The organism is Planctomycetota bacterium (genome assembly GCA_033763975.1).
Lineage (GTDB): Bacteria > Planctomycetota > Phycisphaerae > Phycisphaerales > UBA1924 > RI-211.
In genome coordinates, this window is record JANRJM010000001.1 from 131,181 (window position 1) to 156,989 (window position 25,809).

The window sequence follows — 25,809 nt, forward strand, 5'->3', positions numbered from 1 at the left end:
CACCCATGCCCCGCACCGTCACACCCGTCCCGCCGCACGTGCTGTCCACCGTCGTCGTCCTCGCCGCCCTCGCGCCCGCCGCCGCGCAGACGCTGCAGTCCCCCGCGCTGCCGGACGCCGTGGTGGATCTCAGGACGGACGCGGGCGTCGCGATGGTGTCCGGGCAGTGGCGGTACACCGACGCGCACATCGTGGAAGTCGAGCACCGCGCCCCCGGCCCCGACAACCGCCCCGGCGACCGTGCCGTCCGCACCGACGACCTGCACCCCAAGCCCCACACGCCCGATTTCGACAGCGCCGCGTGGCAGGCCGTCTCGCCCGATTCTCTCGAAGCACGACGCACCAACGGGCGTCTCTCGTTCGGCTGGTACCGATTCGACTTCACCATGCCACGCGTGGTCGGCGCGTTCGATCCCGCCGGCGCCACCGTGGTGCTCGAGCTCGTCGTCGACGACTACGCCGAGGTCTGGGTGAACGGCGAACTCCCCACCGTGCTCGGCCAGCACGACGGCCCGACCGCCGCCGGCTGGAACACGCCGACCCGCGTGCAGATCACCCGGCGCGCCGCGCCCGGCGAGCGCGTGCGGGTCGCGATCCTCGCCGCCAACGCCCCGCTCTCTGACCCTCCGCCGAACTACGTCTGGGTGCGCTCCGCGACGCTCGATTTCTACGCGCCCGGGCGCGGCATGCGCAACACGCCCACGCCCGTCGACACGCAGATCGTCCGCCTCGACTCCGCGATCGACCGCGTCGTCGCGCCCGGAACCCGGGCCGAGCGCCTCGCCGACGGCTTCGTCTTCACAGAAGGGCCCGTCTGGGTCCCGACCCTGCCCGCCGGCAAGTCTTACGGCGGGGGCGGTCGCGGCGGGTACCTGCTCTTCAGCGACCCCAACAAGAACGTCATCCACCGCTACGACCCCGCCGACGGCGCCGTCTCGATCTTCCGCACCAAGAGCGGGTACTCCGGCGTGGGCGGGGTCGACATCGGCGCGTACCACCAGCCCGGGTCCAACGGCCTGGCCCTCGGCCCCGACGGACGCCTCGCCATCTGCGAGCACGGAAACCGCCGCGTCTCGCGCCTGGAGCCCAACGGCGCCGTCACCGTCCTAGCCGATCGCTTCGAGGGCAAGCGCCTCAACAGCCCCAACGACCTCGTCTACCGGTCCGACGGCACCCTCTACTTCACCGACCCGCCCTTCGGCCTGCCCAAGGTCTTCAACGATCCCGCGAAGGAACTGCCCCACAGCGGCGTGTACATGCTCCGCGAAGGCACGCTCCGCCTCGCCGCCCGTGATCTCAGCGCCCCCAACGGGCTCGCCTTCTCCCCCGACGAGAAGCACCTCTACGTCGACAACTGGGACGAGGCCCGCAAGGTCATCCTCCGCTACGACGTCGCGCCCGACGGCACGCTCTCCAACCCCGTCACGTTCGTCGACATCACCGCCGAGCCGGGCGAGATCTGCTACGACGGGCTCAAGGTCGACGCCGCCGGGCACATCTACGTTTCCGCCCCGACCGGCATCCGCGTGCACGCCCCGAGCGGGCAGCACCTGGGCACCATCGTGCTCCCCGAACTGCCCGCCAACTTCGCCTTCGGCGACGACGACCGGCGCACGCTGTACATCACGGCCCGCAGCGGGCTTTACCGCGTGCGCGTCCTGCACGCCGGACGCTGACGCTCAGGTCGTCTCGTGGGCCTTTGGCGCGGTAGGCGCCGACACGTTCACCTGCGCCACGAAGCGCCAGCGACGGCGCGCCTCGAACGCCGCGATGTCCGCGACGTTCGTCCGCTGCAGAAACTCGATCACGTCGTTGCGGCACGACTTCCAGAACGTGTGCGCCGGGCAGGCGCGGTCGTCCGAACACACCGCCGTGCCCAGCATGCACGTCGGCCGGACCACCGGGTCGTCCAGCGCCACGCACACGTCGTACATCGAGATCTCGACCGCCGGACGCGCCAGCGTCACGCCCCCGCCCACGCCGCGCTGCGTGATCACCAACTGCTTCCGCGACAACGCGTTGATGATCTTGGCCAGGTAGGGCGCCGGGATGTCCGCCGCCTGGGCGATCTCGCGCACCAGCACGGGATTTCCGCCGGCTCCGGCGATGTGCCCCATCGCGGTCACTGCATATCCGACGGCTTGGCTCAACATTCCAGCACTCCGGTTCGGTGATCATAGCGGAAAAAGCGACGAGAAGTTCCGCTGATTTCGAAAATCGAAATCCTGACGGAATCCGTACATACTTGAAAATCAGTGCTTTTCCTGCCTGACGCGAGTCATTCTTGACTTCCGGGTCCGAGATCGCGAGAATCAGTGGATCAAAGGAATAGCAAGTCAGATATTCGTTTGCAATCGGAACTGCGGCAGGACCGCGGCCCCTCACAAGAGGGAGAGGAGCACCGGATGTCAGCGACGTCGATCGGAACGCGGCCGCAGGGGCGCATGGCAGGGCTGGGGCCGGCGAGCGAGGCCGGCCCGCTCGAGCGGGTCGTCTATGACGACGCGATCGTCCGGCTGTTCGTGGTCGCCACGATGGTCTGGGGCCTGGTCGCGACGCTGGCCGGCGTGTTCATCGCGATCCAGATGGCCTTCCCCGCCGCGAACATGGGCGTGGAGTGGCTGAGCTTCGGGCGCCTGCGTCCGCTGCACACCAACGCCGCGATCTTCGCCTTCGCCGGCAACGCCATCTTCGCCGCGATCTACTACTCCACCCAGCGCCTGTGCAAGACGCGAATGTACTCCGACACGCTCAGCCGCCTGCACTTCTGGGGGTGGCAGGCGATCATCGTGTGCGCGGCCCTCACCCTCCCGCTGGGCATCACGCAGAGCAAGGAGTACGCCGAGCTCGAGTGGCCGATCGACCTGCTCATCGCCGTGGTCTGGCTCGGGTTCTTCGGGGGCAACTTCTTCGGCACCCTCGCCATCCGGCGCGAGCGCCACATGTACGTCGCCCTGTGGTTCTACATCGCGACGATCGTCACCGTCACGATCCTTCACGTCTTCAACAACCTGAGCCTCCCGCTCGCGGTGGTCGAGCTGGTCGAGACCGGGCGCTGGCCGCGGGGCTCGGAATGGATGAAGAGCTGGCCCGTGTACGCGGGCGTGCAGGACGCGTTCATGCAGTGGTGGTACGGGCACAACGCGGTGGCGTTCTTCCTGACCACGCCGTTCCTGGGGCTGATGTACTACTTCATGCCCAAGGCCGCCGAGCGCCCGGTGTACTCCTACCGCCTGTCCATCGTGCACTTCTGGTCGCTGGTGTTCATCTACATCTGGGCCGGCCCGCACCACCTGCACTACACGGCCCTCCCGCACTGGGCCTCGTCGCTGGGCATGATCTTCTCCGTCATGCTCTGGATGCCCAGCTGGGGCGGGATGATCAACGGGCTGCTCACCCTCCGCGGCGCCTGGCACAAGGTCACCGCCGATCCGATCCTCAAGTTCTTCGTCGTCGGCGTGACGTTCTACGGCATGTCCACCTTCGAGGGCCCGATGCTCAGCGTCAAGAGCGTCAACGCCCTCTCGCACTACACCGACTGGACCATCGCCCACGTCCACGCCGGCGCCCTCGGCTGGAACGGCTTCCTCACCTTCGGCATGATCTACTGGCTCCTCCCGCGGCTCTTCCAGACCAAGCTCTGGAGCGCCCGCTGGATGAACCTCCACTTCTGGGTTGCCACCATCGGCATCCTTCTCTACATCCTCGCCATCTACACCGCCGGCATCACCCAGGGCCTGATGTGGCGTGCCTTCGACGTCTCCGGACGCCTCCAGTACCCCGACTTCGTCGAGACCGTCGCCCAGCTCATGCCCTTCTACTGGATCCGCGTCGTCGGCGGGCTGCTCTACGTCGCCGGCGTCGTCATGCTCGGCGTCAACGCCATCCAGACCTGGCGCGCCCGACCGGCGACCTTCGCCGAGGAAGTCCACGAGTTCCCCGCTCTTGACCGGCGGTACGAGGACGCGCCCATCCCCGAATCGCGCCTCACCAGCAATCTCAACCTCGGGCGCGACGTCGAAGCCAAGATCATCCAGGGCTGGTTCCACCGCGTCTGGGAGCGCAAGCCCTTCAAGTTCACGGCGTGGGTCGTGGCGGCGGTCGGCGTCGCGTCGCTCTTCGAGATCATCCCGACCTTCCTCATCCGCTCCAACGTCCCGTCGATCGCCAGCGTGCAGCCCTACACCCCGCTCGAGCTCTACGGGCGCGACATCTACATCGCCGAGGGCTGCTACAACTGCCACTCGCAGATGATCCGCCCGCTGTGGCACGAGACCGTCCGCTACGGCGAGTACAGCAAGCCCGGCGAGTTTGTCTACGACCGGCCCTTCCAGTGGGGCAGCCGGCGCATCGGCCCGGACCTCGCCCGCGAGGGCGGGCGCCAGAGCCACGACTGGCACGTTCGCCACTTCGAGAACCCGCGCCAACTCATCCCCACCTCGGTCATGCCCTCGTACGGGCACCTGCTCACGCAGGACATCGACTGGGGCACCATCCAGGGACGCGTCGACGCGATGGCGATGCTGGGCGTGCCGTACGCCGACGCCGTCCGCCAGGGCAAGGCCGCCGAAATCGCCCGGGCGCAGGCCGTGGAGATCGCCGACAACCTCGCGAAGCAGGGCGGGTACACCAACATGCAGGACAAGAAGGTCATCGCGCTCGTCGCGTACCTGCAGCGTCTGGGCACCGACCTCAACAAGCCCCCGCCCGACGCGGCGCCCACCGGCACGACGACCACCACCACCACCCCGACGGGCGCGCCGACATCAGGCGCCGCGCCGACGAGCGATCACCCGGCCGTCGCGGCCACGGGAGGGAACTGAGCCATGCGACTCAGCGACATCATGGGAAGCCTCGACCTGTCCATCTGGCCGCAGCTCGCGCTGGGCATCTTCCTCGTCGTGTTCGCCGCCGTCATCACGCGCGTGTACCGGCGCGACCGTCGTCGCGAGTACGACGCGGCGGCCCGAATCCCGCTCGAATCCGGGGTCGTCACGCCCCGCACCGTTCAGCCGAAGGGGACCGATCAATGACCCAGATGACCTCCGACTCACGGGACCAGGGCGGCGACGTGTCGCCCAGAATCACGCGCCCGCGCGACCACCTGCTCGACCACGAGTACGACGGCATCCGCGAGTTCGACAACCCGACCCCCGGCTGGTGGCACCTCATCTTCCTCGGCTCGGTCGTCTTCTCCATCTTCTACTTCGTCTTCTGGCAGTTCAGCCCGCTCGCCTACACCCCGCAGGAGGCCTGGGCCGCGAAGCAGAACGCCGAGACCATGCGCCTCTTCGCCAACGTCGGTGACATCAAGCCCGACCAGGACGGCATCCTCACCCTCATGCGCGACGACAAGCTCATGGCGTACGCCCAGGGCATGTTCCAGGGCAACTGCGCCCAGTGCCACGCGAAGGACGGCGGGGGCATCAACGGCACCAACCTCACCGACGACCACTACAAGAACGTCAAGGCCCTCCCCGACCTCTTCGCCGTCATCACCGCCGGTGCCGCCAACGGCGCCATGCCCGCGTGGCGCAACAACTTCTCCGAGAAGGAGCGCGTGCTCCTCGCGGCGTACGCGGCCCGACTCCGCGGCACCACGCCCGCCAACGCCCGCCAGGCCGAGGGCGAGGCAATCGCGCCCTGGCCCCGCTAGTTCACCCGCACGGAGGCTCCCATGACCGCCCTGCCCGTCACGCACGCACACCCGGACGCAACGCAGGCGATGCCGATCGCCGCGGGCGAGACGGGTACCAGGGCGCCCTCCACGCTCTCGACGCTGAATGACGACGGCAGCCGTCGCTGGCTGAAGCCCAAACTCAGCCCCGGGCGATTCCTGAGCCGCCGTCGCGCCGTCGCCTACGCGCTCATCGCGCTCTTCACCGCCATCCCGCACACCACGATCAACGGCTGGCCGGCCATCCTGCTCGACCTGAGCGCCCGGCGGTTCCACATCCTGGGCCAGACCTTTCTGCCCACCGACACGCTGCTGCTCGCGTTCCTGCTCGTCGGCATCTTCCTCACCATCTTCCTGCTCACCGCGCTCTTCGGGCGCGTGTGGTGCGGGTGGGCGTGCCCGCAGACGGTCTACATGGAGTTCGTGTTCCGCCCGATCGAGCGCCTCTTCGACGGCGCGCCCGGGCGGGCCATCAAGAACAAGTTCCAGGGAACCGGCCCGGCGCGCACGCTGAAGTACGTCGCGTTCTTCCTCGTCGCGTGCTACCTCGCGCACACCTTCCTGGCCTACTTCGTCGGGGTCGAGCGGCTCAGCGAGTGGGTGACGCAATCGCCCCTCAGGCACCCCGGGCCGTTCCTCGTCATGGCCGTCGTCACCGGGCTCATGCTCTTCGACTTCACGTTCTTCCGCGAGCAGACGTGCCTGGTGGCCTGCCCGTACGGGCGCTTCCAGTCCGTCATGCTCGACCGGCACTCGCTCATCGTGAGCTACGACCCCGTGCGGGGCGAGCCCCGGGGCAAGGCGAGCGCCAAGCGGGCCGCCGCCACCGACCGCGCCGACCTCGCGCTGCCGGTGCTCGCGGGCGAGGCCCGGCGCACGGGCGACTGCGTCGACTGCAAGCTCTGCGTCGTCACGTGCCCCACGGGCATCGACATCCGCAACGGGCTGCAGATGGAGTGCATCAACTGCACGCAGTGCATCGACGCGTGCGACGCGGTGATGACCAAGCTGGGCCGCCCGCGCGGGCTCATCCGCTACACGTCCCAGGCCGCCGTCTCGGGCGGAACGTACCGCATGATCCGCCCGCGCGTGGTGATCTACGCGACCGTGCTCGCGGGGGTCGTGACGGCGTTCCTCATCACCCTGCTCGGGGCGGCCTCCGCCGACGTCAGCGTGTTGCGCGGGCGCGGCGCCCCGTTCGTGCAGGTCGACCCCGGCACCGTCGCCAACCAGGTGCGCGTGAAGATCGCGAACCGCTCGGCCCAGGCGACGACGTTCACCTTCGACGCCGCCGCCGTCGCCGGCGCGCCGGGCGTCTCCATCCGCGCCGAAGACCACCCCGTCCGCGTCGAGGCGGGCGAAGTCCGCACCGTCCCGGCGCAGATCCTGGTGCCCGTCGGCGCGTTCGTCCGCGGCACGCTCGACGTGCACGTCCTGGTCTCCGATGGCCAGGGCTTCAGCACCCGCGTGCCGTTCCGCGTCGTCGGCCCCGCCGGAGGACAGGCCCCCGGCGTTGCCGCGCCCGCGCAGCCGGCCCCGCCCACACCCGACACCGGAGGCACGCCATGAAATCTCTCGCCCTCAAGCCCGGCCAGGGCTGGCCCATCGCCATCGTGGGGCTGCTGCTGGGAAACATGGCGATCGTCGGCGTGACGGTGTACTTCGCCGCCCGCACGCGCACCAGCGACGTCGTGCCCGACTACTACGCCAAGGCCCTGCACTGGGACGACACCGCCCGCCAGCACGCCGCCAACCGCGCGCTCGGCTGGACGCTCGATGTCTCGTTCGCGTCCGTCGACGACGCGACGTCGCGCGTGCGTCTGCGCCTCACCGACGGCGCGGGCGACCCCATCCGGGCCGCGACCATCGATCTCGAGGCGTTCCACCAGGCCGACCCCGGTGCGCGCCACACCATCACGCTGGTCTCGCGCCACGACGGCACGTACGAGGGCGTGCTCGAGAGCTCCCGCCCCGGGCGCTGGCGCGTCCACGCCATCGCCGACGCCGTCGGCATGCGATTCACCAGCGAGCAGCAGGTCGACTTCGGCATCTAGCACCCATGCTCCCGCTCATCGGCGCCATCCTCGTCGCGAGCCTCCTGGGCAGCCTGCACTGCGCGGGGATGTGCGGCGCGTTCCTCGCCCTGAGCATCAGCCCGCCCGGCCAGGTCCGCACGCCCTCGTGGCGCCTTCACGCCTCGTACCACCTCGGGCGACTGTGCACGTACCTCACCTTCGGCGTCATCGCCGGCGCGCTGGGCGGCGCCCTCGACCTCGCCGGCGACATGGCCGGCATCCAGCAGGCCGCCGCCGTCGGCGCGGGCATCGTCATGGTCGTCTTCGGCGGCACGTGCGTCGCCGGCGCGTGCGGCGTGCGCCTTCCCCGCGTCCCCGCGCCCCGCGCGCTCGAGTCCGTCGTCGTCCGCGGGCACGCCCTCGCCGACCGCTTCGGTCCCTCCGCACGCGCCGTCGTCATCGGCGCGGTCACCACCCTGCTCCCCTGCGGCTGGCTCTACGCCTTCGTCGCCACCGCCGCCGGCACCGCCCACCCCGCCTCCGGCGCCCTGGCCATGCTCGCCTTCTGGCTCGGCACGCTCCCGGCCCTGGCGGCCCTGGGCATCGGCCTGCAGCGCGGGCTCGGGTCGTTCCGCAGGATCCTCCCCGTCGCCACCTCGATCATGCTCGTAGGCGTCGGCCTCGCCACGCTCGCGGGGCGCGTTCGATTCATCCAGTCCGACGGCGTTCGCAGCGAGGTGGTGTGCCATCCCGTCCGCTAGCACCCTCCAACCCCCCGCGCCCCGCCACGCCGCCCCCGACGCCACGCCGGCCGTCTGCGCGCACTGTGCGCTGCCCGTGCCCCTGGGCCTCGTTCGCCCCGCCGAAGACCGTCAGTTCTGCTGCCAGGGCTGCGAGTCGGCGTACCGCGTGATCCATCAGTGCGGGCTCGAGCGCTTCTACGCGATCCGCGACCAGGCCGACGGCGCCGCCGCGCCCGCCGGCGCCACCGGACGCACGTTCGCCGAGTTCGACGACGACACCTTCCGGCGTCTGCACGTGACGCGCACGCCCGACGGGCTCTGCCGCGCCGAGCTCTTCCTGTCGGGCGTGCACTGCGCCGCGTGCGTGTGGCTTGTCGAGCGCCTGCCCCGCTTCGTGCCCGGCGTGGTCGAGGCCCGCGTCGATCTCGGGCGCGCCCTCGTGCACCTCACGTGGAACGACGAACGCGTCCCCCTCTCGCGCATCGCCCGCGCGCTCGATTCCATCGGCTACGCGCCCAGCCCCGCGCGCGAGGCCGCCGCCCGCGCCCGCCGGCGCGCCGAGGACCGGCGCCAGCTCGCCCGCCTCGCCGTCGCCGGCGCCTGCGCCGGCAACGTCATGCTCTTCGCCGTCGCCCTCTACGCGGGCGTCTTCGGCGTCATGGAGCCCGCCCACCGCGAGCTCTTCCGCTGGGCGAGCATGCTCCTCACCGTCGTGTCGCTCGCGTGGCCGGGGCGCGTCTTCTTCACCAGCGCGCTCGCGGCCCTGCGCGCCCGCGCCCCGCACTTTGACGTCCCCATCGCCCTCGCGCTGGGCGCGGGCGGGGCGTGGAGCATCTGGTCCACCGTCACCGGCGCGGGCGAGGTCTACTTCGACACCGTGAGCGTGCTGGTCTTCGCCCTGCTCGTCGGGCGCTTCTTCCAGGCGCGCCAGCAGCGCTCCGCCGCCGACGCCGTCGAACTCCTCTTCTCGCTCACCCCCGCCTCGGCCCGGCGCGTGCCCGCGGGCGGCGGCGAGCCCGAGGACGTCCCCGTCGAGGCGCTCGCGCCGGGCGACATCGTCGAGGTCCGCGCGGGCGAGTGCCTCCCCGCCGACGGCGTCGTCACCGCCGGCCATTCCGCCATCGACCAGGGCGTCCTCACCGGCGAGTCGCGCCCGGTCGACATCGCGCCCGGACGCGAGGTCGCCGCGGGCACGATCAACGTCGGCGCCGCCATCCGCGTGCGGGTCGAGGCGACGGGCGAGGGCACCCGCGTCGCGAAACTCATGCGCCTGGTCGAGGACGGCGCCCGTCGGCGCGCCCCGATCGTCCGTTTCGCCGACCGCGTCGCCGGCGCGTTCACCGTCGGCATGCTCGCGTTGGCCGTCATCACCTTCGGCGTCTGGCTCGTGCTCGATCCCCCGCACGCGCTCGACCACGCCGTCGCGCTCCTCGTCGTCACCTGCCCGTGCGCGCTCGGGCTGGCCACGCCCCTGGTCATCACGATCGCCATGGGGCGTGCGGCCCGCGGGCGCATGCTCGTGAAGGGCGGCGACTGCCTCCAGCGCCTCTCGACCCCCGGCACCATCCTGCTCGACAAGACCGGCACCATCACGCTCGGCGGGCTCGCCCCCGTCGCGTGGGCGGGCGAGGACTTGTGGCGGGCGCCCGTCGCGTCGCTCGAAGCCCACTCCAACCACCCCGTCGCCGTCGCCCTCCGGCGCGACGTCCCCGCCGAAGACCTCCTCCCCGCGACCGACGTCGTTCACACCGTCGGTGGCGGCATCGAGGGCGTGGTCGGCGGGCAGCGCGTCGTCGTCGGCTCGCCGGCGTTTGTCCGCGCCCGCACCGCCGCCGCCCGCCCACCGCGCACGCCGGCCGAATCACCCGCCGAGGCAGACCTCGTGCGCGAACTGAGCGCCTTCGCCGCGCGGGGGCTCACGCCGGTCGCGGTCGCGGTCGACGACGTGCTCGTGGCGGGTGTCGCGCTGGGCGACCGAGTCCGCCCGGGGAGCGCCGCGGCGATCGGGCAGCTCCGCGCACTCGGCTGGAACGTCCGCATGCTCTCGGGCGATCATCCGGACGTCGCCCAGGCCGTCGGACGCGAGGTCGGGCTCCTCCCCGCCGACATTCACGCCGGGCTCTCGCCCGAGGACAAGCTCGCGCACGTGCAGTCGCTGGGCGCACGCGGGGGCTGCCCGGTCGTGATGGTGGGGGACGGCGTCAACGACGCCGCCGCCCTCGCCGCCGCCGATGTCGGGGTCGCGGTGCACGGCGGGGTGGAGGCGTCTCTGGCCGCGGCGGACGTGTACCTCGGCACGCCGGGCCTCGCGCCGCTGGTCGAGCTCGTGACCGCGAGCCGTCGCACGATGACCGTCATCCGGCGCAACCTCTGGGTCTCGCTGTTCTACAACGTCACGGCGGGCACGCTGGCGGTGCTGGGGCTCGTGAACCCGATCGTGGCGGCGCTGGTGATGCCCCTGAGTTCGATCACCGCGCTGTCCGTGTCGCTGCGGTCGCGCACGTTCGGAGGCCGCCCATGAGCGTCCTGTTCGTCGTCGTCCCGCTCGCCCTGCTGCTGGCCGGGGGCATGGTGTGGGCGTTCTTGTGGGCCGTCCGACGCGGGCAGTTCGACGACGTCGAAACCCCCGCGCACCGGATGATCAACGACGACTGAGGCCGGTGGCGCCCCGACCGCGCCTCTGCCACCCGCCGCGCCGCAAATCCGCCGGCACCGGTTCACGCCGGCTCCACCAGCACGAGCCACTCCGCGTTGCCCTTGCCCTTGCTCCCGCCGAGCAGGGGCGACCGCGTCTGACCGAGCACGCGCACCCCCAAGGCCGGCAGCGACGCGATGGCCGACATCGCGACGTCCTCGGCCAACGCGTCTTCCAGCACGCCCCCCGGCGGCAGCGGACGCTTCTGGTCCTTCATCTCGTAGTGCGGCTTCACGAGCGAGATGATCCTGCCTCCGCCCGCGCCCGAAGCGCCGGCGCCTTCGCCGGGCGTTTCGCCGTGCCCCTGCGCCCCGCGCTTCAGCCACTTCACCGCCGCCGGGATCGCCAGCCTCTGCGGCGTCCACCCCAGGTCCATCACCACCAGGTCTACGGCCTCAGTCGGGGTCGCGTGGAGCGCGTTGGTCCGTTCGAGCACCGCCACGCGCGGGTCGTTCCGCAGACGCCACGCGAGTTCGCCGTACGCCGTGTCGACCGCGATGACTTTCGCCGCCCCGGCCTGAAGCAGGCAGTCGGTAAAACCACCGGTGCTCGCGCCGAGATCGGCGCACACGTACCCGCGGGGGTCGATGCGAAAGATGTCCAGGGCGTGGCGGAGTTTCTGCCCGCCGCGGCTGACGAACTCGGTGCTCACACCGAGGCCATCACGCCCGCGGCGATGCCCGAGGGCGGGACGATCGGCGTGTGCACGTGGGCCAGTTCGGGCGCCACGCCGACGATCGCGATCCCCAGGCGGTCGGCGAGGGCGATCATGTCGGCCTTGTCGAGCATGATCACGTCGCCCGCGGCGATCGCCAGACACCCGCCGCCGTTCGCGTGCAGATTCTTGATGGTGTTGATGCCGACGGTGGGCACGTCCGACCGGCGGTCGTGCCCGAACCGAGCCCCCTTGCACAAGGTCCAACCCTTAGCGCGGCAGAGCTTTCCGGCGCGTTCGACCATCCGGTCCGTGCCCTCGACCGCTTCGACCGCGATCACGTCACGCTCCCGCACGGCGATGGCCTGCCCCACGTCGAGCCGTAGCAACTGCGACAGCAGGGGCCACGCGAACTCCACGTCCAGCCGCTGGTCGGGCGTGGGCTGGCGCGAGGTCATCACGCCCAGGGCGGCCATCTCGTCGGGGATCGGCGCGGTGGAGTCCAGCAGCGTCACCCCGGATTTTCCCAGTTCCTCGGCGACGATCTGCAGCACCGCGTGCGACCGCTTGTCGCGCCGGAGGTGCCGGTACCACGCCCCCAGCGTCGTGAAGTCCGGGACGTTCCGCAGCACCCGCCACGGATCGTGCATCAGTTTGGCCTTGTCGACCTTCCCGACCATGATCGCGTGCCGCACGCCCAGCCGGGCCAGCGTCCGCGCCCAGCCGCCCAGGCGGAACAGCCCGACCTCCTGGAACGTCGAGCACAGCGGGGGCAACTCCGGCTCGTACTGGTTGGAAAGCCCGAGCCCGTGCACCGGATGCCCCGCCGCCTTCAGCGAGCGGGCGATGAGCAGCGGCAGGCCGCCGCCACCGGCGATCAGGCCGATCGCCGTCGGGGGCGACGGCGTGTCTGTGAATGACTTCAGAAGCGCGGGCGTTCCGATCACGCTCATTGCAGCCGACCCGTTCGCGGCACGGAAGCCGGCGTGGACGCCGGTCCGGTCCGGACTACTGACGCGCCGGGCAAACGAGAACCCCCCGGCGAGGGTCAACTGTAAGTCTTCGGCTCGCCGCATTCAACTGCTCGAATCAAACAGTTAGGAAAAAGTACGGAATCGAACCCCGCACCGACTCAACACCGCTCCCCGGCAGCGCCGATACCTCGGCATGCAGCGCGAATACGGCGAAGTAGGAGCCTCGTCCGCGCGCCCGGCCGCCGCGAGTTCCCGCCGCCCGGTGATCCAGGTGTGGTTCCCCTGCTCCCGCTCGTACCTGCGCGTGCTACGGGCCGCCGACGGCTCGCACTACCTGGCCCGCTGTCCCAAGTGCGGCCTGGCCAAGAAGTTCGTCGTGGGCGCGGGGGGCGTGGCGGCCCGGCAGTTCGAGGTCGATTGCGGACGCCGATAGTCGCCGGCTTCGACGACAGCGTGTCACGTACGCTCGCCGGCGGCTTCTAACCTCCCGGACGCGCCGCGCCGGTGCGCCGAAGGAACCCCTCATGCCCACCTCGCCCGCTGCCCGCCTGCCGTTCCGCCGCTCGATCGCTTCCATCGCCCTTGGTGCCGCGCTGCTCGCCGGAGTTGCGGGCACCCCCGCGATCGCCCAGCCGTCGGCGCCGACGCGCACGATCGACCAGTGGGACGTTCCCAAGAAGGGCGTCCGTCTCGCCATCGACGGCTACGACCCCGTGTCGTACTTTCCGGAGGGCGGCGGCAAGCCCCTGAAGGGTTCCGCGCAGTTCGAGCACCTTCACGGCGGCGTCACCTATCGCTTCTCCTCGGCGCAGACCCGCCAGCGCTTCATCGCCGACCCCGCCCGGTACGAGCCCGCCCACGGCGGCTGGTGCTCCTGGGCAATGATCGACGGCGACAAAACCGAACCCAACCCCAAGAGTTTCATCGTCAAGGATGGCCGCCTCTTCCTGTTCTACGACGGCCTGCTCGGCGACACGCGCGCGAACTGGCTGAAGGGCGACCACGCGGCCCAGCTCGCCAAGGCCGACGTCGCCTGGAAGAAAATCTCGGGCGAGGAGCCCCGCATGCCCCGGACGCTCGCCCAGCGTCTCGACGAGCGCCGCGCGGAGTTCGACCGCAAGGCCCCGGTCGAGATGAAGGAGCGCTTCGAGAAGGGCGTCCGCGACGTCGCGGGCTCGGGCGTGCTGGAGCGCGCGCTCAAAGTCGGATCCACGGCCCCGGACTTCACGCTCAAGAACGCCGCCGGCGCGGACGTGCACCTGCGCGACCTCCTGGCGAAGGGGCCCGTCGTCCTCACGTGGTACCGCGGCGGATGGTGCCCTTACTGCAGCATCCAGCTCCGCGCGATGCAGGAGGTTCTCCCCGAACTGACCGCCGCGGGCGCGCACGTCGTCGCCCTCTCGCCCGAGAAGCCCGACGCCACGGCCAAGACCGCCGAGTCGAACCTGCTCGGCTTCACGGTGCTGTCCGACGCGGGCAACCAGGTCGGCAAGCGCTACGGCGTGGTGTACGAACTCCCCCCGGACCTCGTCCAGGCCCTCAAGGGCGTGCTCGACCTCCCGACGATCAACGGCACGACCGAGTGGGAACTGCCCATCGCCGCGACGTACGTCATCGACCGCGACGGACGCATCACCTACGCCTTCCTCGACGCCGACTACCGCAAGCGGGCCGAGCCCTCGGAGATCATCGACGCGGCCCGTCAGCTCTCGAAGTCCAAGTGAAAAGGTGTACGCCCCGCCCGCGCCGTGCGGGCGGACGCTGACTCTCGCCGCGTGCGGGCGTGTGCGCCGCCCCACGCGTGGCGTGCGGGACGTCCCGCGCGCGCGGCGCACGAGGAGTGTGTCGGATGGCCGAGGGTGTTCCCGCCGGGCGTGCGCAGTTTGAATGCGCGTGCCGCACGTCGCGTATCGCGTCTTGGGTGCTGCAGGTGCTGGCGGCCGGCATCCTGGCCCAGACGCTCTTCTTCAAGTTCACGGGCGCGGAGGAATCGCGCTACATCTTCAGCACGCTGGGTGTTGAGCCCTGGGGTCGGTATGCGTCGGGCGTGGTCGAGCTCGTCGCGGCGGTGCTGCTGCTCGTGCCGCGTGCCGCGCCCATCGGGGCCATGCTGGCGGCGGGCGTGATGGTGGGCGCCATCGGCAGCCACCTGGGCCCGCTGGGGATCGAGGTCAGGGACGACGGCGGGCTGCTGTTCACGCTCGCCATCCTCGTGATGGCCTCGAGCCTGGGCATCCTGTGGCTGCGGCGGGGCGCCGTGCGCGCCCTGGTGAAGTGCGTTCTCGCACGCGTGCGGGGCACGCCGGAAAAATGAGCGATCCCGGACTCGAACCGGGGACCTCTTCCATGTCAAGGAAGCGCGCTAGCCAACTGCGCTAATCGCCCAAGCGAAGGCCATTGTACCGGGCGGCCCGCGAAACTCCACCCCGCCCGGTGAGTCGCGACGAGCACCGCCCCGGCCCCGCCAACGCGGGCCGAAAGAAAAAGGGCGCCCCGCGGGGGGGCGCCCTCGTTCATGAGCGTGGTTCTCGGATCCTGCCGCCCGGGCGGCGGGTTCAGCAGGGTGAGCCCGCGACGAGCTGCGCGAGGTAGGCGATGTCGTCCTGATCGACGTTGCCGTCGTTGTTCAGGTCGGCGTCGGCCGAGGAGCACGCGGAGTTGCCGCCGACGACCTGCTCGAGGCAGGCGATGTCGTCCTGATCGACGTTGCCGTCGCCGTTGAAGTCCGGGTCGGGGCACTCGCACGACGACGGGACCTGCACCGGGATGGTCATGGTGCCGCCGCTGCGGTACAACTGCAGGGTCACGGTGCCGGCCACGGGCGGACGGGGCGAATCAAAGCGGAAGGTGTAGGTCGTGCCCCAGCGCAGCGCGTTCGCGTTGGGATTGGCGGCGAAGGTGTCGGTGGTCCACTGGTGCCCGGTGGCGGTCTTGAGGGCCGCCCAGTCGGTGCCCTGCCAGGGCTCGCCGGAGTGGTAGAAGATGTCGCGGAAGCCGACGTTCTCGACCTCGATGCACCCGGGGTTGCCGGTCGTCGGGAAGTTCACGACGAACCCGCGGACCGAGTCGTGCGAGTTGAGGTTGTGCAGGGCGTACTCGTAGTGGTACATGTTGTTGGCGATGGGGGTGACCTTGGACCCGAGCTGCACCACGGTGCGCAGGCCCGGCTCGGTCGGCACGGCCTCCTCGCGGACGGTCACGCCCGGCTCGCACTCCTGCCAGGCGTAGATCGGCGAGAGCTGGCGGCGCGTGGCGTACTGCGGGTTCGACGAGTTCAGCGAGAACGTCCAGTTGCTCGTCCCGCTCGAGCGGAAGGCCCGCCGGTACGACGCGTTGTTCCCGCCGTTGCCGGCGGCGGCGTCGTCGGGCGTGATGTAGTGCCCGCTCACGAAGTACAACGCGTTGCTGTTGCCCTGCGCGGGGTCGAGGTCCGCCGCCAGCACCTGCAGGCGACGGGCGATGCTGCCCGAGTACGACCGGCTGGTGAAGGGGTAGGGGTACGCGCCGGTGGCGGCGTTCACTTCATCGCGCGGGCCCAGCCCGCTCTGGATGCCGTTCAGGCCCGCCCCGTACGGGTCGGAGCAGCGCACGCCCAGGCGCGTGCCGTTCGGGTGCGCCTGGCAGTCGCTGAAGCAGGCGTTCTCCTGCAACGCCGTGAACCCGTGCTTCAGGTGGCTGGCGCCGATCTGCTCGAACTGGCCCGCGCCGTTCACGATCCGGAAGCGGTGCATCGACTGCCCGATCACCGGGTGCTGGTTGTTCCCCGCGATCCAGAGCAGCGGCTGGTTGCCGATGTTGCACGAGGTGGTGCCCACCGAGTAGGCGTGGATGCCGCCCGACGCCGTGTAGTTCGAGATCCCGTTCAGTTCGCCGACAATCACGTCCGGCTGCGCCACCGCCGCGGCGCCGCACGCGGACAGAGCCACCACCGCCGACAACATGCTCGTTCGTTTCACGCGAGGTCCTTTCTTCTATGAGGGGGAACGATCAGAACGAATCCTGAATAACTCCAAATTACCGTTGGTCGGGCGTCCTGCAAACATCCTTCTCGAATTTCCTCCCGCCCCTGCAAAGCCCGGGGGTCAGGATCCCGGGCCCTCGGCCCCCGCTCCCGGGGGCAGTACCGGCCGGGCCTGTCTCGCCAGATCCTCCGCCCGCCGGGCGGCCTGGGCCGCCTCCACCGGACGACCCAGCTCCGAGAACAGCCCGCTCAGCATCGACCACATGACGGGGTTCTGTTCATCATGCTCCGTCGCCGCCACCAGTTCCGCCAACGCGTCGTCCTTCCGCCCGGTCACGTAGTACCCGCGCGCGAGCATCGCCCGGACCATCGCCACCTTCGGGCTGCGGGTCCGCTGCGCCTCCAGCACGCGGATCGCCTCTTGCGTCCGCCCCAGGGCGATGAGGATCTCGGCGCCGGCGGTCGCCTGCTGGGGTGTCGGGCGCCGACGCGTCGCCTCGTACATCGGGCCCAGCACGTCGCCGGCCTCCTGCAGACGCCCCGCCGATCCGAGCAGCTGCGCCGTCGCCAGCCGCACCTGGTGCAGCGACGGGTGCTTCGCGAGCATGTCCTGGTACAGCTCGAGCGCCTGCTCGGGCCCGTCGCCCTGCAGGGCGCGCATCCGCGCAAGCCCGAAGACCAGGTCATCGCCCGGCGGGGCCAGCGAGAACGCCCGGCGAAGGTGCGCTTCCGCACGCGGAAGATCGCCCGCGACGCTCGACAGCCACGACATCCGGATGGCCATGTCGGGCGTGGGCCCCCAGCCGAAGCCGCCCTCGGACGGCGCCAGCGAGCGCCCGTAGAGCGCCAGGGCGCGCTCCGCGTTCGCCTTGTCCTCCGGCGCGGGCGCGTACCCGGGCGAGTACACGAGTTCGAACGGCGTGACGATCGCGCGGTCCAGCGTGTCGGCACGCCAGCGGAAGAACCGGACCGCGCCCGACCACGCGCCCACCCCGGTCAGCACCAGCACGCCCGCGCCGAAGACCATGCCCGCGGGGCGCAGGCGTCCCTTCAGTTTCAACTGCAGGTTCTGGAACGTCACGTTGGGGTCGCGCAGCAGGCGCGTGAGCTTCCACACCCCGAACGCGCCGATGATCGCGATGCCCGCCGCCATCAGCAGCGGCACCATGTTGAGGAACTGGCGGAACGCGACGAACAGCGCGATCCCCAGCACGAACACCCAGGCCTCTTCCACCCACGACAGGTCCGACCTGGGGCGCGACGCCTTCGCCCGCACCTCGGGGCTCGTCCGCGCCGGCGCCAGCAGGCTCGGTGTGCGGAACCCGAAGCCAAGCGCGTCGTTCGGGCAGACGCTCACGCAGTCAAGGCACTTCATGCACCCGGGGTCGACGACCATGCCGTAGTCCTTGACCTCCTGGTGCACGCGGACGTTGCTCGAGCACGCGGTGGTGCAGTGCCCGCACTGGTTGCACGCGTCGGACACGACGATCTTGCCGACGGAGATCTTGTCGAGCGGCGCGAAGAACCCGCCGTACGGGCACGCGTACGTGCAGAACCCCTTGTTGCCCAGGAAGTACACCGTCGCAAACCCGCACACCGCGAGGAAAGGAATCGCGATGTACCACGGCGGGAACGTCCGCCAGAAATCCTCGACCATGAACTCCGGGCGCAGCCCCGGGAACGGCGCTGCATCCTGCGCCCACGTCGGGCGGGCCGTGCCGGTCGCGTCGAGGATCGGCACCACCGCCTCGCGCAGCACCGTGGGCCACACGAACATGTACAGCGCCAGCAGCGTCGCCCAGTACAGGGGCAGCCGCGTGCGCCATGGCCTGGGCCGCACGCCCAGCTTCTGCATCCAACTACCGCACAGGTCCTGCAGCGCGACGACGTGGCACGCCCAGCCGCAGAAGAAGCGCCCGAACAGCACCGTCGAGAGGATCGCGAGCGCGAACATCACGAAGCCCGCGTTGATCGCGCCCGTCTCGAGCGTGTACATCGATTCCGACGGCTCGACCGGCGAGAGCGTCATGCCCGTCACCAGCCACTGGATGATGTGCGCCGCGATGATGACGTGCACCGCGATGAGCACGATCGCCCGCCAGCGGCCCATCCGCGACTTGCGCACCAGGTTCGGGCTCGACTTCCCGCCCGCACGCCCGCCCGCACGCCCGCCCGGCGCGAGCACGGGCAGCGAGATCGTGCCCCCGCCGCACGTTCGTCCCTCCGCCGCCGCGTTCCCCGACCCCGTTTGCGCCATGCGGATGGACGGTAGCGCGCGGGCGGCACGGAAGTACCGTGCCACTGACTTCCGGCTTCGGACGTCAGTGCGTGTGGGCGGCGTTCGTACACCGACATCGGCGGCCCGATGTCGGCGGCACGGGTTCGCCACGCTCGATGCCACCAGTCGCGTACGCCGTCGGCTGCGTCCACAGCGGCGTGCCGCGGCCGTCCCGCGCGAAGTTGCTGTGAAGTCGCGCGAGACTGCGGCGTTCGCGACGCACGGGCCGATGCGAGTGAGGCACAACGGAGTCACCATATGACGCGTTCATACTGCGAGTGACCGCCGGCTTCTAGGCTCTCAATATAGAACCGGCCCCTACTGGGTGTATGACAGACCAGACAACATATTAATGACAAATGCATGGCCCACAAGCGTGCAGGGTTTGCGACTGGCGTCGGTCGTGCCCGCACCGGGCACACTCTTCGTTTTCCTGATTCCAGGATGGGCACTCACGCGGAGTAGGAAGCGATGGGCCTGATCCCGTGACGTGGATGCCGCTTCAATGTCAGTGAGTGGGCAAGGCGACTCCGCACCAACGTCGCGCCCCAATGTCGGCGACGCGGGACGGCCAACGCGGAACCCGTCGCTCGCGCTGCGGGCTCGTAGAAGCGGAGACGCGGAACCCGTCGCTTGCGCTTCGGGCTCGTGAAGGCAACTCGGAGAACACGGACCCGTCGCTTGCGCTGCGGGCTCGTCGGGGCGATGGCGGGCCGTACACTCGCGCATGGGCGTGATCGGACAGTCGTACCCGGCGGCGAAGTCGCCCGGGAAGTGTGGCGCGAGCGGGCGGGCGTTCTCGCCGGGCGAGGCGATCGTGGCGGCCCTGGTCTCGGGCGAAAGAGGTGACCTGTTCCGCGTGGATTTCGCCGCCGGCGCGTGGGAGGCGGGCGCCCGGCCCGAGGGCGACCTGATCGGCTTCTGGCGCGCGACGTTCTCGCCCGACGCGCGCGAGGGGCCCACGCTGCTCGGCGACGACGAACTCATGGACCTCTTCGAGGAACTCGCCCGCGCGAGCGAGCCTCGGCAGGTCGCGTTCCGGTACTTCCTGTCGCTGCTGCTCATCCGGCGCCGCGCGCTGCGGCTCATGGGCTCGCGCCCCGGCGAGCTGCTCGTGCTGGCGAAGGGCGCCACTGGCGAGCCCACGGAAGTGACCGACCCCGGGCTCGAAGAGAGCGTCGTGGGCGACGCCATCGAGCAGTTGGGACGCGTGCTCGGCACGGGCGAAGCCCACGCCGGCGGGACGGTGGGGGCGTGACGCCCACGCCCGCGGCGGCCCAACGTTCGGCCGCGCGCACGCTCCGCGGCGTGCTCGCGGGCGCGCTGCTCGGGGCCGGGCTGGGCGGGTGCTCCTTCGGATCGCTCGGCCCGGGGAAGGTGCCCGAGCCCATCATCGACCGCACGCCCGCGCCGACCTACGCCGCCCTCGCCGCGCGGTACAACGAACGCTGCGAGATGCTCGATCGCCTGCGGGCGCCCGTGACGCTGGTGATCGAATCACCGGACGAGAAGGGCGGGCGGCGGACGGACCAGGTCGAGGCGTTCCTGAGCTTCGCCGCCCCGCGCCGGCTCTCGCTGCGGATCGACAAGGTCGGGCAGACGCTCGCCCTGCTCGGCAGCGACGACGCGCGGTACTGGTGGATCGATGTCAGCGACACGCCGGTGGCGATGGTCGGCACGCACGGCGCGGCGACGCCGGCCTCGGGCGGCGCTTTCGGCGTGCCCGTGCACCCGCTGGACCTCGTCGACGCACTGGGCGTGCTGCCCTTGCCCGAGGGCGGGGCCACACCCCCGCCCGTGCGGCGCGTCGGGCCCGGCACGCTGCAGGTGGAAATCCCCCCGCGGGCGCGCGGGTGGGGCGTGCGCCGCATCTACATCGACGAGCGCACGGCCCGTCCGGAGCGGATCGAGATCGTGGACAGCGGCAACCGCATCGTGCTGACGTGCGTGCTGAGCCGCTACCTGCCGGTCGACGCCGAACGCCAGGGCGGGGCGATCGCGTCGCGCTACGTGGTGGACGTGCCGTCGCAGCGGGTGCGGATCACGGTGAGCGCGTCGGACCCCGAGAACCCGGGCGAGCGTCTGCGCGAGAAGGCGTTTGATCTGCGCACGCTCCTCGAGGCGTACGGGGTGCGGGACGTGGTCGACCTCGACGTGGAGACCGGGCCGTGATGCCCGTCGCCGGGCGCGCACTCGTCGTGCTGATGCTGGCGCTGCTGCTCGCGCCGGCGGGGGCGCGTGCGCAGCCCGAGACCATGCTGGGCGCGGGCGCGATCGTCCCGCCCGACGGCGCGGGCGCCGGGATGGCCTGGCTCGTGCTGGGCCAGTCCGCCGAGGGTGTCGACGTCCTGCACCTGCCGGCGCGCGACGGCGTGGGAGGCATGGAGGACGGGCTCGCGCGGCTCGCCGTCAGCCTGCGCGCCGCGCCGCGCTTCATCGCCGCCCGGGGCGAGCGCGTGTACCTCGTGTTCGAGACGCCGACCGGCCCGGCCTTCGAAGGAAAGGTCAAGCCCCGCCCGCGTCAGGTGCTGTCCATGGCCGGCGTCGTCGGGAGCGACGGACGCTGGACCACCATCCCCGACGGACGACTCACGGTCGAGATCTCGCTCCCCGGCGAAGGCACCCTCCTGGGCGTCGCCGGGTCCGACGTCGGGCTCTTCGCGCTGCATCGGCAGGGCGACGAGGTCCGCCTGCTCGAACTCCGCGACGACGGGTGGCAGGCGCTGCCCGACCCGGTTCCCCCGGGCGCGTCGCGCCTCTTCGGCGTGCGGGGCGGGGTGGGGGTCGTCAGCGCGCAGGACACGGGCGTCTCCATCGGCCTGGGGCTGCGCGAGGGCGCGGGCGACATGCGATGGGCGTGGGCGAGCGCCGAGGGCGCGGCCGGCGCGGGCGCGTTGGCGGGCCACATCGCGTACGCCTCCGGGCAGGTGGTCATCGCGGCCGACGCCCCGGACGGGTCCGTCGTGCTGCTCGCGCGCACGCTGCCCTGGAGCACCGGGGGCTGGCGGGAAATCGCGCGTACAAGCCCGGCGCCGGGCAGGCGTGCGCTCTGCGCGCTCGATGGTTCCGGGCGGGTGATCCTCATCACGCCCTCCACCGAGCCCGATGCCCCGCGCGCGCTGCCGGAGGCCTTCGAGGTGTCGGTCGCGTCGGGGCGGGTGTTCTACGCCGGGCAGCTCCGGCTGCTGGGCCCGGTCGGTCGTGCGGACGTCTTCGTGCTGCTCGTGCTGTTCGTGGGGCTGGGGCTGTCGATCGTGCTGACGGTCGTGCCGGTGCGAGAGGTGTCGGTGGTGATCCCGGAGAACACGTCGCTGGCCGAGCCGTCGCGCCGCGCCATCGCGGGGCTGATCGACCTGGCGCTGCTGCTGGGCGCGGGGGTTGCGGTGGGGGCGGTCCCGGCGGAGCAGATGTGGTCGACGCAGTGGTGGATGAGCGCGCCGGGCCTGCTCACCCTGCTGGCGGGGCTGGGCCTGGCGGGCGTCGGGGGCGGCGTGTGCGAGTGGTTCACCGGACGCACGCCCGGGAAGTTCCTTACCGGATGCCGCGTCGTGACGGTCCGGCCGATCCCCGGCGACCTCGCGGCCCGCCCGAGCCTGGGCCAGTCGCTCGTCCGCAGCATCATCAAGTGGTGCCTCCCGCCCGTGGGTCTGCTGGCGGTCTTCGACCCCACCGGGCGGCCGCGCGCCGACCAGATCGCCCGTACCGCGGTCGTCGTCGCCTCCGCGGCGGACGAACCGGACGACGAATAGCGCGAATCATGCGCGGGTTGCGGCACGACACGCTGAACCCCGCCCCCCCGCCGATCCGATAACTGGCCAGACGGGTCAGCACACCCGGGGAATCGGAGCGCGCGGTGTCGAGCGAGGGCATACAGGGAGGCGACGCGGGCGCCGCCACGCCCGTGCGATGGCGTGATGTCTGGCAAGCGCCGCTGCTGGCGCTCGCCGCGCTCGCGCTCATCTCGGGCATCATCGCGGCCGTGCTGACCGCGCCCAAGCCCGAGGCGGTGGATCATCTCGCGCGGGCGGAGAAACTGATCGACGAGGGCAAGTACGCCGAGGGCGTGGAAGCGCTGAACAAGGAAGTGCTGCCCCTGCTCGCGGCGGGGCAGCGCTCCCCCGACGTCGAACGCCGCTTCCACCTGCTCCGGGCGCGCGGGCTCTACAAGGGCCAGCGCGAGCTCGGGATCGACCGGGCGGAGAACCACGAGGCGATCCGCGAGGAGTACGTCGCGGCCGAACGCCTCCACGCGGTGCTCGAGGGCGAAGACCGGGTGCACATCGCCGAGACGCTGCTGTCGCTGGGCGACCTCTCCGGGGCGGCGGTGCGGGCCGAGATGCTCCCCGACGCGCAGCGCCCGCAGCGCATCTCGCTGCTCAAGCGCATCGTGGAGCGCAGCCTGTCGGGGCGCACGCCGGACCGTGGTCGCGCGCTGGACCTGGTGACGTCGCTCGCGGCCGATCCGGAACTGAGCCGTGACGACCGCGCCTGGACGCTGGCGCGCCAGGGCGAACTGCTCATCGACGCCGGGTACGCCGACGAGGCGATCACGAAGATCGTCCGGGGTCTGCCCCGCCTGGAAGGGGTGGAGGGCGAGAGCGAGGCGGAGCTGCGCGTGACGCTCGCCCGGGCGTACATGAGCACCGAGGGCGCCGAAGAGGCCCGCACGCACCTGAACGCGGCGCTGACGAAGCTGAGCGAGCACAGCCGCCTGCGCCCGCTCGCCACGCTGATGCTCGCCGAGCTCGACCATCGCGACGGGGAGTTCTCGCGGGCGCGCGACGGGTACCGCAGCGTGCTGGACGAGATCGGGCTCGAGGAGAAGCGCAGCGCCGCGCTGCTGGGCCTGGCGGAGGTCGAGTGCCGCCTCGCGGAAGGAGAAGACGCCGAGGACGAGGGGCTGCGCCGGTACACCGAACTGGTCGAACTGCTCCGCGCCGAGCGGGCATCGCACCCGCAGGAAGACATCGACCGCGCCGGCGCCAGCCTCATGTCGCGATTCCGCGAGCGTGACGAGCGCGGCGAGCTGGCCGAGGCACTCCGCTTCGCGCTGCTCGCCGAGCGGCTGCACGGGATCGACGCGTCTCCGGCCGAGGTGCTGCTCGCCATCGCCGCCACCAACCGGCGCCTGGCGGAAGGGCTGCTGAGCCACGCGGCCGAGGGGGGCGCGCTGAGCCTCGCCGAGGCGGACCCCGCGACGCAGCGCGAGGCGCGCGAGCACCTGCTCCTCGCGGGCGAGTACTACCGCATGCACGCGACGCGCACCATCCAGGACGACACGGTGGCGTACGCCGACAGCCTCTGGGCCGCGGCGGACACCTTCGACCGCGCGGGCGACGTCGACGCCTCCGCCCAGGCGTTCCGCCAGTTCATCGCCGACCTCCCCGCCGACGCGCGCCGTCCCGAAGCGATGTTCCGCCTCGCGCAGGCCTACCGCGCCCGCGGCGATCTCGAGCTCGCCGCCGGGCTCTACCAGACCCTCATCGATGAACGCGGCGGGGAGCGAGGCACCGGCCCGTGGGGCGACCAGAGCATCGTTCCCCTCGCCAAGACCCTGCTCGAAGACGCGGACCCCGACAACGACGCCCGGGGCGAGCAGCTCCTGGCGCAGGTTGTCGAAGGGGCCGCCACTGGCCCGGGAACCCCGGTCTTCCGCGAGGCGCTCCGCGAGCTGGGCGAGCACTGGTTCCGGCGTGGCCGGTACGCGGGGGCGATCGAGCGCTTCGAGCAGTACCTCGCGATCGCCGAGAAGGACGCCGAGCCGGGCGCGGACCTCACGCCCGCCCGGTACAGGCTCGCCGACGCGCTGCGGCGGTCGGGGGCCGAGATCGCCCGGGCGCTGCAGTCGGCCATGCCCGACGGGAACCAGCGCGATCTGATGACCCAGCGACGCACGCGCCTGGCGCGCGCCCAGCAGTTGTACGAAGACGTGCGATCCGACTACGAGGCCCGCCCCCGCCGCACGGGCGTGGAAGACCTGTACCTGCGCAACGCGTACTTCTTCAAGGGCGACTGCGCGTTCGATCTCGAGGACTACGAGGGTGCCATCCGGGCGTACGACGCCGCCCGCGAGCGGTACGCGAAGGACCCCGCGGCGCTCGTGGCGATGACACAGATCGTGAGCGCGCTGGTGCGGATGGGGCGGCTTGACCAGGCCGCCGCCGCGAACGAGCGCGCCAAGCGGTTCTACGCCTCGCTGCCCGAGAGCGTCTGGGACGACCCGATGCTGCCGATGTCGCGGGCCGATTGGGAGCGGTGGCTCGCCGCCCAGGACCACCTTTCCGCGCGGGCCGCGGTTTCGGAGTAGAACGGACCGGGGGAAAGCCGATGTAGTCCACGCCGGCGCGGAGCGCCGGGGAAAGTGTCAGGGATGACCAAACAGACGCCGGAACTCGACCGTCTCCTCGCGCTGCTCCGCGCCCAGCAGTCGCTGCTGGACGATCTGGAGCGAGCCGCGGCCCCGCTCTCGCCGGCCGACGACCCCGACACCATCGCGCAGGCGATCGACCTGCGCCGCGATCTGGTGGACCGCCTGACCGCGAACGCGCCCGACGTCGACCGGGCCTACTGCGCCTGGCTCGGCACCCGCGCTCCGGGGGATGACGACCAGGTGCACGCCCTCGCGAACGACGTGGCCGCACGCCTTGTCCGCGTCGAAGCCGCCAACGAGCAGCAGGCGGCCCTTCTGCTCGCCCGGCGCGATGACCTTGGCGAGCGTCTGCGTGCCGTGGCCACCGGCGGGCGCGCCGGACGCGCGTACGCCGAACCCGGGCAGGGGAGCCCTCGGTATCAGGACACGGAGGCGTAGCGG

22 protein-coding genes and 1 tRNA gene are annotated in these 25,809 nt (G+C 71.3%); 17 read left to right on the forward strand and 6 right to left on the reverse strand.

The window, feature by feature from the left end:
* The first annotated feature begins 5 nt into the window (after positions 1 to 5).
* On the forward strand, positions 6 to 1,676 hold the full coding sequence (locus tag SFY69_00570; GenBank protein ID MDX2130528.1) for an SMP-30/gluconolactonase/LRE family protein: 1,671 nt from the start codon (positions 6 to 8) through the stop codon (positions 1,674 to 1,676).
* Between the two features lie 3 nt (positions 1,677 to 1,679).
* Here the strand turns inward: SFY69_00570 and SFY69_00575 are convergent, their stop codons facing one another.
* Complete coding sequence (locus SFY69_00575; protein ID MDX2130529.1) at positions 1,680 to 2,153, reverse strand: Rrf2 family transcriptional regulator; 474 nt, start codon at positions 2,151 to 2,153, stop codon at positions 1,680 to 1,682.
* 291 nt (positions 2,154 to 2,444) lie between these two features.
* Here SFY69_00575 and ccoN point away from each other — a divergent pair, with 291 nt between their 5' ends.
* Genes ccoN through ccoS form a run of 8 tightly spaced genes read left to right on the forward strand, consistent with a single transcriptional unit; the run spans position 2,445 to position 11,090 of the window.
* Complete coding sequence (gene ccoN, locus SFY69_00580) at positions 2,445 to 4,823, forward strand: cytochrome-c oxidase, cbb3-type subunit I (protein MDX2130530.1); 2,379 nt, start codon at positions 2,445 to 2,447, stop codon at positions 4,821 to 4,823.
* 3 nt (positions 4,824 to 4,826) lie between these two features.
* Complete coding sequence (locus tag SFY69_00585) at positions 4,827 to 5,033, forward strand: CcoQ/FixQ family Cbb3-type cytochrome c oxidase assembly chaperone (protein MDX2130531.1); 207 nt, start codon at positions 4,827 to 4,829, stop codon at positions 5,031 to 5,033.
* On the forward strand, positions 5,030 to 5,656 hold the full coding sequence (locus SFY69_00590) for a cbb3-type cytochrome c oxidase N-terminal domain-containing protein (GenBank protein MDX2130532.1): 627 nt from the start codon (positions 5,030 to 5,032) through the stop codon (positions 5,654 to 5,656). The genes SFY69_00585 and SFY69_00590 overlap by 4 nt, the downstream gene beginning before the upstream one ends.
* Before the next feature lie 21 nt (positions 5,657 to 5,677).
* Positions 5,678 to 7,246 (forward strand): cytochrome c oxidase accessory protein CcoG, encoded by a 1,569-nt coding sequence (gene ccoG, locus SFY69_00595; protein MDX2130533.1) that lies wholly within the window; start codon positions 5,678 to 5,680, stop codon positions 7,244 to 7,246.
* Positions 7,243 to 7,731 carry a FixH family protein gene (locus tag SFY69_00600; protein ID MDX2130534.1) on the forward strand — a complete coding sequence of 163 codons (489 nt, stop codon included), beginning with the start codon at positions 7,243 to 7,245 and terminating at the stop codon, positions 7,729 to 7,731. Before ccoG ends, SFY69_00600 begins: the two co-directional genes overlap by 4 nt.
* A 5-nt stretch (positions 7,732 to 7,736) precedes the next feature.
* Positions 7,737 to 8,453 carry a sulfite exporter TauE/SafE family protein gene (locus SFY69_00605; GenBank protein MDX2130535.1) on the forward strand — a complete coding sequence of 239 codons (717 nt, stop codon included), beginning with the start codon at positions 7,737 to 7,739 and terminating at the stop codon, positions 8,451 to 8,453.
* A complete protein-coding gene (locus SFY69_00610; GenBank protein MDX2130536.1) occupies positions 8,440 to 10,956 on the forward strand; it encodes a heavy metal translocating P-type ATPase in 2,517 nt (838 codons plus the stop codon). The genes SFY69_00605 and SFY69_00610 overlap by 14 nt, the downstream gene beginning before the upstream one ends.
* Positions 10,953 to 11,090 (forward strand): cbb3-type cytochrome oxidase assembly protein CcoS, encoded by a 138-nt coding sequence (ccoS, locus tag SFY69_00615; protein ID MDX2130537.1) that lies wholly within the window; start codon positions 10,953 to 10,955, stop codon positions 11,088 to 11,090. The genes SFY69_00610 and ccoS overlap by 4 nt, the downstream gene beginning before the upstream one ends.
* A 62-nt stretch (positions 11,091 to 11,152) precedes the next feature.
* Here the strand turns inward: ccoS and SFY69_00620 are convergent, their stop codons facing one another.
* Together SFY69_00620 and lpxI are read right to left on the reverse strand one after the other, a co-directional pair.
* Positions 11,153 to 11,782, reverse strand: coding sequence for an SAM-dependent methyltransferase (locus SFY69_00620; GenBank protein ID MDX2130538.1), 630 nt, complete (start codon positions 11,780 to 11,782; stop codon positions 11,153 to 11,155).
* Complete coding sequence (gene lpxI, locus SFY69_00625) at positions 11,779 to 12,738, reverse strand: UDP-2,3-diacylglucosamine diphosphatase LpxI (protein ID MDX2130539.1); 960 nt, start codon at positions 12,736 to 12,738, stop codon at positions 11,779 to 11,781. The genes SFY69_00620 and lpxI overlap by 4 nt, the downstream gene beginning before the upstream one ends.
* A 214-nt stretch (positions 12,739 to 12,952) precedes the next feature.
* Here lpxI and SFY69_00630 point away from each other — a divergent pair, with 214 nt between their 5' ends.
* From SFY69_00630 to SFY69_00640, 3 genes are all read left to right on the forward strand, one after another.
* Positions 12,953 to 13,192, forward strand: a complete 240-nt coding sequence (locus SFY69_00630) for a hypothetical protein (GenBank protein MDX2130540.1) — start codon at positions 12,953 to 12,955, stop codon at positions 13,190 to 13,192.
* A 91-nt stretch (positions 13,193 to 13,283) separates the two neighbouring features.
* Positions 13,284 to 14,483, forward strand: a complete 1,200-nt coding sequence (locus tag SFY69_00635) for a peroxiredoxin-like family protein (protein MDX2130541.1) — start codon at positions 13,284 to 13,286, stop codon at positions 14,481 to 14,483.
* 125 nt (positions 14,484 to 14,608) lie between these two features.
* The gene (locus SFY69_00640; protein MDX2130542.1) at positions 14,609 to 15,073 is read left to right on the forward strand and encodes a DoxX family protein; all 465 of its coding nucleotides are present in this window, start codon (positions 14,609 to 14,611) and stop codon (positions 15,071 to 15,073) included.
* Here SFY69_00640 and SFY69_00645 read toward each other — a convergent pair.
* From SFY69_00645 to SFY69_00655, 3 genes are all read right to left on the reverse strand, one after another.
* Positions 15,071 to 15,144, reverse strand: a tRNA-Val gene (locus SFY69_00645). The genes SFY69_00640 and SFY69_00645 overlap by 3 nt on opposite strands.
* 170 nt (positions 15,145 to 15,314) lie before the next feature.
* Positions 15,315 to 16,715 carry a dockerin type I repeat-containing protein gene (locus SFY69_00650; protein ID MDX2130543.1) on the reverse strand — a complete coding sequence of 467 codons (1,401 nt, stop codon included), beginning with the start codon at positions 16,713 to 16,715 and terminating at the stop codon, positions 15,315 to 15,317.
* Positions 16,716 to 16,841: 126 nt separating this feature from the next.
* On the reverse strand, positions 16,842 to 18,977 hold the full coding sequence (locus tag SFY69_00655) for a tetratricopeptide repeat protein (GenBank protein MDX2130544.1): 2,136 nt from the start codon (positions 18,975 to 18,977) through the stop codon (positions 16,842 to 16,844).
* Between the two features lie 748 nt (positions 18,978 to 19,725).
* Between SFY69_00655 and SFY69_00660 the strand changes: the two genes are divergently transcribed.
* The 5 genes from SFY69_00660 (at position 19,726) to SFY69_00680 (ending at position 25,806) form a co-directional block, all read left to right on the forward strand.
* Positions 19,726 to 20,256, forward strand: coding sequence for a hypothetical protein (locus SFY69_00660; protein MDX2130545.1), 531 nt, complete (start codon positions 19,726 to 19,728; stop codon positions 20,254 to 20,256).
* Positions 20,253 to 21,170, forward strand: coding sequence for a hypothetical protein (locus tag SFY69_00665; GenBank protein ID MDX2130546.1), 918 nt, complete (start codon positions 20,253 to 20,255; stop codon positions 21,168 to 21,170). Before SFY69_00660 ends, SFY69_00665 begins: the two co-directional genes overlap by 4 nt.
* Entirely contained in the window at positions 21,170 to 22,747 is a 1,578-nt protein-coding gene (locus SFY69_00670) for an RDD family protein (protein MDX2130547.1), read from the forward strand. The genes SFY69_00665 and SFY69_00670 overlap by 1 nt, the downstream gene beginning before the upstream one ends.
* Positions 22,748 to 22,851: 104 nt before the next feature.
* A complete protein-coding gene (locus tag SFY69_00675; GenBank protein ID MDX2130548.1) occupies positions 22,852 to 25,305 on the forward strand; it encodes a tetratricopeptide repeat protein in 2,454 nt (817 codons plus the stop codon).
* Positions 25,306 to 25,368: 63 nt separating this feature from the next.
* A complete protein-coding gene (locus SFY69_00680) occupies positions 25,369 to 25,806 on the forward strand; it encodes a hypothetical protein (protein ID MDX2130549.1) in 438 nt (145 codons plus the stop codon).
* Positions 25,807 to 25,809: the final 3 nt, after the last annotated feature.